General features: G+C 70.2%; 11 protein-coding genes. 6 read left to right on the top strand and 5 right to left on the bottom strand.

Features of this window, described 5'->3' with window-relative positions; genetic code table 11:
• Positions 1 to 800 precede the first annotated feature (800 nt).
• Positions 801 to 1,160 (bottom strand): MerR family transcriptional regulator, encoded by a 360-nt coding sequence (locus tag E1294_RS48770; RefSeq protein ID WP_132519129.1) that lies wholly within the window; start codon positions 1,158 to 1,160, stop codon positions 801 to 803.
• Positions 1,161 to 1,212: 52 nt separating this feature from the next.
• On the opposite strand from E1294_RS48770, the gene E1294_RS48765 reads away from it, so the two are divergent.
• The 5 genes from E1294_RS48765 (at position 1,213) to E1294_RS48745 (ending at position 6,542) form a co-directional block, all read left to right on the top strand.
• Entirely contained in the window at positions 1,213 to 2,046 is an 834-nt protein-coding gene (locus tag E1294_RS48765) for an NAD(P)-dependent oxidoreductase (RefSeq protein ID WP_132519126.1), read from the top strand.
• 81 nt (positions 2,047 to 2,127) lie between these two features.
• Positions 2,128 to 3,792, top strand: a complete 1,665-nt coding sequence (gene ettA / locus E1294_RS48760) for an energy-dependent translational throttle protein EttA (protein WP_132519123.1) — start codon at positions 2,128 to 2,130, stop codon at positions 3,790 to 3,792.
• A gap of 650 nt (positions 3,793 to 4,442) precedes the next feature.
• Positions 4,443 to 4,955, top strand: a complete 513-nt coding sequence (locus tag E1294_RS48755; RefSeq protein ID WP_165977910.1) for a VOC family protein — start codon at positions 4,443 to 4,445, stop codon at positions 4,953 to 4,955.
• A 55-nt stretch (positions 4,956 to 5,010) separates the two neighbouring features.
• Positions 5,011 to 5,418 carry a Zn-ribbon domain-containing OB-fold protein gene (locus E1294_RS48750; protein WP_132519117.1) on the top strand — a complete coding sequence of 136 codons (408 nt, stop codon included), beginning with the start codon at positions 5,011 to 5,013 and terminating at the stop codon, positions 5,416 to 5,418.
• Positions 5,415 to 6,542 carry a thiolase C-terminal domain-containing protein gene (locus E1294_RS48745; protein ID WP_132519114.1) on the top strand — a complete coding sequence of 376 codons (1,128 nt, stop codon included), beginning with the start codon at positions 5,415 to 5,417 and terminating at the stop codon, positions 6,540 to 6,542. The genes E1294_RS48750 and E1294_RS48745 overlap by 4 nt, the downstream gene beginning before the upstream one ends.
• Before the next feature lie 191 nt (positions 6,543 to 6,733).
• Here the strand turns inward: E1294_RS48745 and E1294_RS48740 are convergent, their stop codons facing one another.
• From E1294_RS48740 to E1294_RS48730, 3 genes are read right to left on the bottom strand one after another with little or no spacing between them, the layout of a single operon-like run.
• On the bottom strand, positions 6,734 to 7,951 hold the full coding sequence (locus tag E1294_RS48740) for a Cmx/CmrA family chloramphenicol efflux MFS transporter (RefSeq protein WP_132519111.1): 1,218 nt from the start codon (positions 7,949 to 7,951) through the stop codon (positions 6,734 to 6,736).
• Complete coding sequence (locus E1294_RS48735) at positions 7,948 to 8,286, bottom strand: thioredoxin family protein (RefSeq protein ID WP_132519108.1); 339 nt, start codon at positions 8,284 to 8,286, stop codon at positions 7,948 to 7,950. The genes E1294_RS48740 and E1294_RS48735 overlap by 4 nt, the downstream gene beginning before the upstream one ends.
• A 23-nt stretch (positions 8,287 to 8,309) precedes the next feature.
• On the bottom strand, positions 8,310 to 9,272 hold the full coding sequence (locus E1294_RS48730; RefSeq protein ID WP_132519105.1) for an NAD(P)/FAD-dependent oxidoreductase: 963 nt from the start codon (positions 9,270 to 9,272) through the stop codon (positions 8,310 to 8,312).
• Positions 9,273 to 9,364: 92 nt separating this feature from the next.
• Here E1294_RS48730 and E1294_RS48725 point away from each other — a divergent pair, with 92 nt between their 5' ends.
• Positions 9,365 to 9,964, top strand: a complete 600-nt coding sequence (locus E1294_RS48725; protein WP_132519102.1) for a helix-turn-helix domain-containing protein — start codon at positions 9,365 to 9,367, stop codon at positions 9,962 to 9,964.
• On the opposite strand, the gene E1294_RS48720 is transcribed toward E1294_RS48725, so the two are convergent.
• On the bottom strand, positions 9,961 to 10,159 hold a 199-nt coding region (locus tag E1294_RS48720; protein ID WP_132519099.1), incomplete at its 5' end, for an acetate--CoA ligase family protein. The genes E1294_RS48725 and E1294_RS48720 overlap by 4 nt on opposite strands.

Below are 10,159 nucleotides of genomic sequence, written 5' to 3'. Positions count from 1 at the left end.
CGTCAGATGTTTATACGAGACAGACCGCTCCCCGACGACCCCGCCCCCTGACCGCCGTTCCGGACCGGTTGGCGGTGCGCTCGCGTGTCCCGTCCCAGCGCCGACACCTCCGTGCCCCTGCTCCGTTCCGGATCGGCGTTCGGGTGGATCGGCTCTCTCCCGGGATGGTTTCCTGGTCGGCTGTCTGTTCCGTTCCGGATCGGCCTCAGGGCCTGTACGGGGCTGAGATCAGAGGGGATTCGCCTGTGCTGATGCCGGTGTTCCTGAGAGGCTGTCGCCATGGCGCGCGGAGAGCGCCGGCGGTTACGACCGCGGCGCAGACTATGCCTGAAGGCAGCCCGGCTGGGCCGCTCGCAGGGCTGACCAGCAAGGCGCGTCGGTCCGCCGACCGGCGATGCCTTCCGCACGAGCAGCGCACCACGGCCGAGCGGCGTATCAACCGGATCAAGGAGTGGCGCGGGCCGGCCTTCCGCTTCGACACGACTCCCGGCAGCCGTCCGGCCGGACTTCATCTCCGCCGAGCCATCTCGTGGATACAAAGCCGCCTGCGCATCTGCGGAGCATCTCGTGGGTTCGATGCCGCCTGCCCATGCGCGGAGCACCTCGTGGTCCGAACATTCCTGCCCATCCGCGGAGCCACCTGGTGGCCGAAGCCTCCTACCTGTCGAAAATCCACCTTCGGACAGGCTCTGGGGCCGACGCCGGCCGCTGTCGGGCCCGGCCGCCTGGGGCCGCCGTGCATGCGGCCGGCGTATCGCCGCCCGGTCACAGCGCGAGGACGTCGGCGAGCCGGCCGGGTGTCAGCCTGCGCGCCGGTCGCCGGCGATGATCGTGTCCAAGTTGGCGCGGGTCGCTTCCAGCTCGCCGATGGCCTCACCGATCCGGTCCCGGTGTTTGACCAGCTCGTCGCCCAGCTCCGGGCAGCTGGGCGTCAACAGGCCGTTGTCGTCGACCATGCACGGCAGCACGTCCACGATCTGCGCGGTGCTCAACCCGGCCGCGAGCAGGACCCGGATCCGCCGCACTGCCGACACGTGCGCGTCGTTGTAGACGCGGTAGCCGCTCGGCCGCCGTTCCGGGCGGAGCAAACCTTGTTCCTCGTAATACCGCAACGCGCGCTCGCTGACGCCTGTCCGCCGTGACAGTTCCCCGATCCGCATCCCGGCTCCCGGCTTGACTCTGACGTCAACGTGAAGGTTTAGCTTAACCGGTATGACAACTGTGACTGTCCTCGGACTCGGTCCGATGGGCCGGGCGCTGGCGACCGCGTTCGCCGCCGCCGGCCATCCCACCACCGTGTGGAATCGCACGCCAGGCAGAGGAAACGACCTCGACGCCACCGTTGCCGGCGCCGCTGCCGAGGCGATCGCCGCCAGCCCTCTCGTCATCGTGTGCGTGCTGAACTATCAGGCTGTGCGATCGGTTCTTGACCCCGGAGCGCTGAAGGGCCGCACCCTGGCCAACCTCACCGGTGGCTCGCCACAGCAGGCCCGCGAGATGGCCGCGTGGGCAGGGGAGCACGGCATCCACTACATCGACGGCGTGATACTGAACGGGGTCATCGGCGGCCCGGAGGCGGCGCTGCTGTACAGCGGGCCGGAGGACGTCTACCAGGCACACCAGGCCACGTTGGCCGCACTCGGCGAGAACGGGACGTACCTCGGCGAGGATCCCGGCCGAGCGAACGGGTTCAACGTGTCCCTGCTGGACCTGTTCTGGACGTCGATGTTCGGGGTGGTGCACGCGTTCCGGTTGGCCGCCGCGGAGCACATCACCCCGGCCGATCTCGGCGAGCACGCGAAGGTGATGGCTGCTCTGCTCCCCGAGCTGATCGACGTGGTCTCCGAGCACATCGCCGCGGACCACTTCCCCGGTGACGCCTCCACGATCGTCTCGGCGGCGGCGATCCTCGACGACGTCATCGACACCATCCGGGCGAACGGCCTGGACGACAGCGTGCTCAGCGCTGGGCGGGCCGCCGTTCAACGGGCGATCGACGCCGGGCACGGGTCAGCCGGATTCTCCCGCCTTGCCGTGCTCTCCTAGGTGCCCGCCCGCGCGGAGCCGGTCGGAGGCCGACGGAGGGAGCGGCGGAAGCCCGGGTCAGGAGCCCCTAAGCTAGAGAGCATGCCGGAGTACATCTACACGCTGCAGCGCGTGCGCAAGGCGCACGGCGACAAGGTCGTCCTTGACGACGTCACCCTGTCGTTCCTGCCCGGAGCCAAGATCGGTGTCCTGGGGCCGAACGGCACCGGGAAGTCGACGCTGCTCCGGATGATGGCCGGCCTGGAGCAGCCGTCCAACGGCGAGGCGAAGCTCATGCCCGGCTTCTCGGTGGGCATGCTCCAGCAGGAGCCCCCGCTCAACGAGGAGAAGACCGTCCTCGGCAACGTGCAGGAGGGCGTCGCGGAGACGATGGCGATGCTCCAGCGCTACAACGAGATCGCCGAGCAGATGGCCACCGACTACAGCGACGAGCTGCTGGAGGAGATGGGCAAGCTTCAGGACCAACTGGAGCACCGCAACGCCTGGGATCTCGACAGCCAGCTCGAGCAGGCGATGGACGCCCTGCGCTGCCCGCCGCCCGACGCCGACGTGACAAAGTTGTCCGGTGGTGAGCGCCGCCGGGTCGCGCTGTGCAAGCTGCTGCTCGAAGCGCCCGACCTGCTGCTGCTCGACGAGCCCACCAACCACCTCGACGCCGAGAGCGTGCAGTGGCTGGAGCAGCACCTGGAGAAATACGCGGGCACCGTGCTGTCCGTCACCCACGACCGCTATTTCCTCGACAACGTCGCCGGCTGGATCCTCGAGCTCGACCGTGGCCGTCCCTTCATCTACGAGGGCAACTACTCCACCTACCTGGAGGCCAAGGCCCAGCGGCTCAAGGTCGAGGGGCAGAAGGACATCAAGCGGAAGAAGCGCCTGGAAGGCGAGCTGGAGTGGGTGCGCTCCAACCCGAAGGCCCGCCAGACCAAGAGCAAGGCCCGCCTCCAGCGCTACGAAGAGATGGCGGCCGAGGCCGACAAGCACCGCAAGCTCGACTTCGACGAGATCCAGATCCCGCCGGGTCCGCGCCTGGGCACCACGGTGATCAAGGCCGACGACCTCACCAAGGGGTTCGGCGACCGGCTGCTGATGGAGAAGCTGACCTTCGACCTGCCCCGCAACGGCATCGTCGGCGTCATCGGCCCCAACGGCGTCGGCAAGACCACGCTGTTCCGCATGATCACGGGCTCGGAGACCCCTGACAGCGGCTCCATCGTGGTCGGCGACACCGTCAAGATCTCCTACGCCGACCAGACGCGCGGTGGCATCGACCCCAACAAGAACGTGTGGGAGGTCGTCTCCGACGGGCTCGACCACATCAAGGTCGGCAACGTGGAGATGCCGTCGAGGGCCTACATCGCGGCCTTCGGCTTCAAGGGGCCCGACCAGCAGAAGAAGGCGGGGGTGCTGTCGGGCGGCGAGCGCAACCGGCTCAACCTGGCGCTCACCCTCAAGCAGGGCGGCAACGTGCTGCTGCTCGACGAGCCCACCAACGACCTCGACACGGAGACGTTGTCGTCGCTGGAGAACGCGCTGCTCGACTTCCCGGGCTGCGCGGTGATCACCTCGCACGACAGGTGGTTCCTCGACCGCATCGCCACCCACATCCTGGCGTGGGAGGAGGGCTCGAACTGGTTCTGGTTCGAGGGCAACTTCGCCGACTACGAGAAGAACAAGATCGAGCGACTGGGCGCCGACGCGGCCCGTCCCCACCGGGTCACCTACCGGAAGCTGCACCGCGAGTAATCCGCCCGTGGACCGGTTCGGTCCGTAGACAGGATCGGTCCGTGGAAGAGCGTCATCATTTACGGCACAGCCAAGGTCACGCCACCCGCCGACCGTGGCTGGTGGCCTCCAGGGTGACGCCCGCTGACCCGCACGCCGGGCCCGCCGTTACGGCGGGCCCGTCGGCCGTCTGGGTGGTGACACGGCATCGGCCCAGGTGCGCCCCTGACATGTGCCGCCCGTGCTCGGCCCAGGGCAGGGGGCTCGCGTTCCCTGTGTCCTCCGTGCCCTGCGCGTCCTGTGTCCTCCGGGCTCTCGACGGCATTCTCCAAGTCCTCGGTATCCTCCGAATCCTCCAAGTCCTCGGCATTCTCCGGGTCCTCCAAGTCCTGCGCGTCCTCGGCCGTCCATAGCGCGTACGCCATTCCGGGCGAGCCGCCGACCACCACCAGAGGGCCGGTGGACACGTCTTCCTGGCCGGGTGAGACGGCGAGGTGGGCGGTGGCCAGGACGGCCGTGATCGTGTCGCCGCCCCGCATGCGTTCTGGAAGTCGGCGCCAGAGATCCCTGCCGGTGATGGCGCTCCCCGGAGGCCCGCCCGTCGCCGGCCGTGGGAACCTCGAACGCTAGAATCACATTCTAGGATCGCCCCCCGCCAAAGGAGCTGCGCGTTGGATCTCGAACTTGACGGCCTCGACGTTTCCTTCGACCACACCGCCGTGGCCGCTCCCCGGATCAGGGACCTGCTGCCGATCTACCGCGATCTGCTGGGCGGCCGGCATCTGGGCGGCGGTGGCGACCACCGGATCGCCGGCTACCGCACGCTGCAGCTCACGTATGCGAACGGCGGCAAGGTCGAGCTCATGGAGCCCCTGACCGGCTCGACGTTCTTCGACAGCTTCTTCGAGCTCACCAGGGGCAGGGGTGGCGTTCACCATCTGAACTTCCATGTCCGCGACCTGGACGAGGCGGTCTCGAGGCTGACCGCCCGCGGCTACCGGCTGCACGGCCTCAACGCGGTCGACCCGCGCTGGCGCGAGGTGTTCCTGCACCCGAAGGAGGCGCATGGTGTGCTGATCCAGCTCGCCCAGCCAGGGCCGCGCCTTCCTGACGAGAACCGTTCGGCGCTGGAGGAGGTGCTGTCGGGTCATGGCAGGAACGGCGACGGTGTCCCGAGCCCTTGAAGGGCCGCACGCGCTGGATCTAGAGTGAGATTCTAGAACTAGATGGGGGAGGCCGATGAAGCCGGTACCTAAGCCCACGCCCGAGACCCAGCCGTTCTGGGACGGCACGGCCGCGGGCGAGCTCAGGATCCAGCGTTGCCAGACGTGCGCGCGGCACTACTTCTATCCGCGGCCGAGCTGCCCTCACTGCGGCGGCGACCAGGTCGAATGGGTCCGCGCCAGCGGCCGCGCGACCCTCTACTCGTACGTGATCAACCATCGGCCCGCCCTTGGCTTCGAGGACGATGCCCCCTACGCGATCGCGGTGGTCGAGCTGGAGGAGGGCGTGCGCATGATGAGCAACATCGTGGGCGTTCCCACCACCCCCGAGAACCTGCCGCTCGACATGAAGTTGCGGGTCGTGTTCGAGCAGCGGGGAGACGTGCACGTGCCCCTCTTCGAGCCCGCCGGAGGCCGGGGATGACCGTCGTGATCGCGGGCGCCGCCGAGACCGATGCGCTGGGCCGCCTTCCCGGCCACTCGACCATGCAGCTCCACTTGGAGGCCGCAAGGAACGTGCTGGCTGACGCGGGCATGACAAAGGACGACATAGACGGCATCGCCACGGTCGGAACCCCGGGTCCTATCCAGATCGCCCACGCTCTGGGCATCACCCCCGCCTGGCTGGACGGCACGGGCGTGGGCGGCTCGTCGTTCCTCTTCCACGTACGCCACGCCGCCGCCGCGATCCGCGCCGGCCTGTGCCGGACGGTGCTGATCACCCACGGCGAGTCCGGCAGGTCGCGGGTGGGAGCGGGCCGTTACGGCATGGGCCCCGACTCGTTGCTCGGCCAGTTCGAGCTGCCGTACGGGGTGGTGGGCCCGCCCACGTCGTTCACGATCACGGCCCTGCGCTACATGAAGGAGACCGGTCTGACGCACGAGCAGCTGGCGGAGGTCGCCGTGGCCCAGCGCCGGTGGGCCCATCTCAACCCGCGCGCCCTCTACCGCGACCTGATCACGGTGGACGACGTGCTCGCGTCGAGGATGGTGGCGTACCCCTTCCACCTCCTGGAGTGCTGCCTGGTGACCGACGGCGGCGGCGCCCTGATCGTCACGTCGGAGGAGCTGTCCCGCAGGCCGCCGGTCTACCTGCTGGGTTCGGGGGAGTCGGCGGAGTCCCCGATCATCTCGCAGATGGAGGACTTCACCACGTCGAAGGCGTTCCGGCTCTCGGGCGAGGCGGCCTTCGCCGAGGCCAAGATCGGCCATGACGACGTGGACCACCTCATGGTGTACGACGCTTTCGCCCACGTGCCGATCTACGGTCTGGAAGACCTGGGGTTCGTCGGCAGGGGAGAGGCCGGCGCCTTCATCGCCGAGGGCCACACGTCACCGGGCGGCCGCCTCCCCCTGAACACGAACGGCGGCGGCCTGTCCTACACGCACACGGGGATGTACGGCATGTTCGCCATCCAGGAGTCGGTGCGGCAGTTGCGTGGTGAGGCGGCGGCCCAGGTGCCGGGGGCGGAGGTCGGCGTGGTGCTGGGGAACGGCGGCATGTTCGCCTCGGCCGCCACCCTGGTCCTCGCCAACCGCCTCCCCTGACCGTACCTTGGTCGTCGCCGAGCGTTCCGGCCTCCCTGGCCCCGCTCTGGTCGTCGCCGACCGTCTCCCCTGGCCCTGCTCTGGTCGTCGCCGACCACCTCCTCTGCCCTCAACCCGGGGTCGCCGACTGGGGTCCCCCGACCCTCGCCTCTCATCCCCGCCCCTTTCAGGGCCGGGGATGTGAGGCGGTGTCACGGCGACCTCCGACCCTGGCGCGGCCCGCGACGGGAGATCATCCGGTCGGCAAGGACGGCCGGCACGATGGCCGCCGCCAGGCCGGCGCCGATCCACGTGACGGAGGTGATGCCCGCGCCGGCATTGAGGGCCGCCCCGGCGAGCGCCGGGACGACACTGATGCCGAGCTGGAACGCGGAGACGGTGGTGGCCCCGGCAAGCGTCGGCGCGTCTGACGCGATGGCGAACACCCGCGCATAGATGGCCGGGTTGAGCACGAATCCGGCGACCCCGAGCAGCAGGACGAGGGGGATGACGGCCGGCGCGTGCCGCGCGAGGACCGCGAGCAGGACGGAGCCGGTCAGGATCCCGATCGCCCCGATGAGCAGTGCGCGAGTGGGCCACCGATCGGCGATCCGGCCTCCGATGGACAGACCGATGAAGGCGCCAACGCCGAAGAGCGCGAGCACCGCGGGGACCCAGACGCCGGGAAGGCCGGTGACCTCGGTCAGGAACGCCGCGAGGTAGTTGAACGAGATCATGTAGGCGGCCGTGCTCAGGACGGTGACGGCGTAGGCCACCCACAACTGCGGTTGCCGCATGGTGCGGAGCTCGCGTTTGACGCTGGGCTCCTTGGCCGCGGTCGTCGCGGGCAACGTCAGGAGGGTCAGCACGGCCCCGGCCGCGGTGAGGGCCACCACGCCCCAGAATCCGCCCCGCCAACCCGTGAAGTAGCTGAGCGCCGCGCCCGCCGGGCCACCAGCGATCATCGCGAGGCTGAGCCCGCTGACGACGACCCCCGAGGCACGTGCGGTGCGGTCCGGCGTGACGAGGCTGATCGCGGTGACGGCCGCGACCGCCCAGAACCCCGCGTAGGCGAGGCCGCAGAGGAAGCGGGTGGCCAGCAGCACCGGGTAACTGTCGGTGAGCAGGCCGATCGCCACGGAGCCGGCGAAGACAGCCTGGGTGCCCACCAGCGTGGCCCGTCGCGGCCAGCGCAGCGTCATGACGGCCAGGGGAGGACCGCCGACGACGACGCCCACGGCGAACGCCGAGATCAGCGCGCCGGCCGACGACAGCGTGATGCGGAGGTCGTCGGCGACCGCCGGCAGGACCCCCGCGATCAGGAACTCCGCGCTGCCCATCGCGAAGAGGCTGAACGCGAGCAGGTAGACACCGAGCGGCAGCCTCCCTCGCGTGACCACCCCACGCCGCTGTGCCGTGTCCGCGCTCATCGAGCGTCACCTTCCCGCAGGGCCGAGACCGGCTGCTGCTCAAGGATGTGCTGGGGCGCCGCGCCGACCCGGGAACCCGAGGGCCGGCCTCCGGCGTGGACGACGAAGGCGGGCACGGCCGTGACGCCGTGCCGGGCCGCCCACTCCGGCTGCTCATCCAGATCGATCTTCACGACGTCCAGATCGGCGGCCTGCTCGCCGGCCGGTCGTTCCACGACGGGGGTGACCCTCCGGCAGGGATGAGACCGGAACCGGATCAGAACGGGGCGCTCCGATCGGAGGACACGTTCGGCGAACGTCACGTTGTCCACCGGGCGCTGGGCGGGTGCGGGCATGTGCGGAACTCCTAGTCCGGTGGCTATCGGGTGGTGGCGGCCTGGGCGCGGCGCTGTTCGAGGGCGCGGTCGACGTCCTCGTCCAGCAGGTCGGTGTTGATGGCGAAGGCGGCGGCGGCCCCCATGCCGGCGGCGGTGATGACCTGGGCGCGCGGGTCGACGACGTTGCCCGCCGCCCAGACACCGGCGACGCCGGTCCGGCCGGAACGGTCGGTGGAGACCAGGCCGGAGCCGTCCTTGCCGCAGCCCAGCCGGGTGAGCAGGTCGTCGTGCGGGACCATGCGGGGGAAGAGGAAGGCGGCGACGCGGGGGACGGCGCGGCCGTCGGTGAGCTCGATTCCGCGCAGCCGGTCACCCTCGACGACGAGACGTTCGATCCCGCCCTCGACGATGCGCAGGCCGCGCGCCGCCAACCGGTCCCGGTCCTCTGCCGTCAGGTCCAGCGTGTGGGGGAAGAAGACGACGTCGTCGCTCCACTGGCGCAGGAGCAGGGCCTGGTGAACGGCGGCCGGGTGGGTGCCGAGGACGGCCAGGGGCTGATCCCGTACCTCGTAGGCGTGGCAGTACGGGCAGTGCAGCACGTCCTTTCCCCACCGTTCGCGCACGCCGGGGATGTTCGGCAACTCGTCGCGCAGTCCGGTCGCGACCAGGACGCGGCGGGCGTCGAGCACCTGCCCGCCCACCATGCTGACGGAGTAGCCGTGATCGATCCTTCCCACCCGGCCCCGGACGAGCCGGACGCCGTACCGGGTGATCTCGGCGCGGCCGAGTTCGAGCAGGGTCGCGGGCGGCAGGCCGTCACGGGACAGGAATCCGTGCAGGTGCGCGGCGGGCGCGTTGCGCGGCTCACCGGCGTCGACGACCACCACCCTGCGGCGGGCCCGCCCGAGGATCAGGGCGGCGTTCAGGCCGGCCGCTCCGGCTCCGACCACCACCACGTCGTGGACCGCCCGGTCGGCGGTGCGCTGTGTGTCATTCGTGATCATGAGGATCACCTCCGCGCCCGATGATGCGTTCCCCGGTGTCGAACCGACAACTAGTGTTGCCATTTCTGGGACGGAGGCGGTGGAATGAGGGCATGGACGGACCATCTTCGATCACTGCCACGCTGGCCCAGGTCGGCTCCCGCCTCAGACGTGTCCGCACCCGGCGCGGCGTGACGCTGTCGGCGCTGGCCGAGGCCACCGGCATCTCCAAGAGCACCCTGTCGAGGCTGGAGGCGGGTCAGCGCCGCCCGAGCCTGGAACTGCTGCTCCCGATCGCGCAAGCCCATCAGGTGCCGCTGGACGAGCTCGTCGGCGCGCCGGAGGTGGGTGACCCGAGGATCCGCTGCAAGCCCCGCGTCCGCAACGGCCGCACGGTGATCCCCCTGACCACCCAGCCCGGGCCCCTCCAGGCATGGAAGTCGATCATCCCGGCCGAGCAGAACCGGCCCGACCCGTGCACACATGAGGGCTACGAGTGGATGTACGTCCTGTCCGGGCGCGTACGGCTCATCGTGGCCGGTCACGATCTGGTCATGGGGCCGGGTGAGGCCGCGGAGTTCGACACCCGCCTGCCGCACTGGTTCGGCCCCGCGGGCGAGTCTCCCGTGGAGGTCCTCAACCTGTTCGGCCGCCAGGGGGAACGTATGCACATGAGGGCCAGGCCACGCGCTCAGGAGGAGGCGTCGCTCTAGGCGGCGATCTCGGCCACGACCTCGGCCACCGCGTCCAGGTCCGCGGGCCGGCCGCCCCTGACGCCGTCCAGCAGCGCGGCGCCGCGCAGCTCCGACAGCGCCGTACGCACCTCCGCCGCGTCCACCGGCAGCACCCGCAGCGCCGTGTCCCGCAGGACCTCCACCCACACCCCGCCCAGCCCGACGGCCAGGGTG

It is taken from the genome of Nonomuraea diastatica, assembly GCF_004349015.1.
Classification (GTDB): Bacteria; Actinomycetota; Actinomycetes; order Streptosporangiales; family Streptosporangiaceae; genus Nonomuraea; species Nonomuraea diastatica.
Note: the sequence above shows the minus strand (reverse complement) of the source record. Positions and strands in the feature narration are given on the sequence as shown.

Bases quoted from the DNA above. Each gene is read 5' to 3' on its own strand.
- E1294_RS48770 (WP_132519129.1), bottom strand. From the start codon at position 1,160: ATGCGGATCGGGGAACTGTCACGGCGGACAGGCGTCAGCGAGCGCGCG.
- E1294_RS48765 (WP_132519126.1), top strand. From the start codon at position 1,213: ATGACAACTGTGACTGTCCTCGGACTCGGTCCGATGGGCCGGGCGCTG.
- ettA (WP_132519123.1), top strand. From the start codon at position 2,128: ATGCCGGAGTACATCTACACGCTGCAGCGCGTGCGCAAGGCGCACGGC.
- E1294_RS48750 (WP_132519117.1), top strand. From the start codon at position 5,011: ATGAAGCCGGTACCTAAGCCCACGCCCGAGACCCAGCCGTTCTGGGAC.
- E1294_RS48745 (WP_132519114.1), top strand. From the start codon at position 5,415: ATGACCGTCGTGATCGCGGGCGCCGCCGAGACCGATGCGCTGGGCCGC.
- E1294_RS48740 (WP_132519111.1), bottom strand. From the start codon at position 7,951: ATGAGCGCGGACACGGCACAGCGGCGTGGGGTGGTCACGCGAGGGAGG.
- E1294_RS48735 (WP_132519108.1), bottom strand. From the start codon at position 8,286: ATGCCCGCACCCGCCCAGCGCCCGGTGGACAACGTGACGTTCGCCGAA.
- E1294_RS48730 (WP_132519105.1), bottom strand. From the start codon at position 9,272: ATGATCACGAATGACACACAGCGCACCGCCGACCGGGCGGTCCACGAC.
- E1294_RS48725 (WP_132519102.1), top strand. From the start codon at position 9,365: ATGGACGGACCATCTTCGATCACTGCCACGCTGGCCCAGGTCGGCTCC.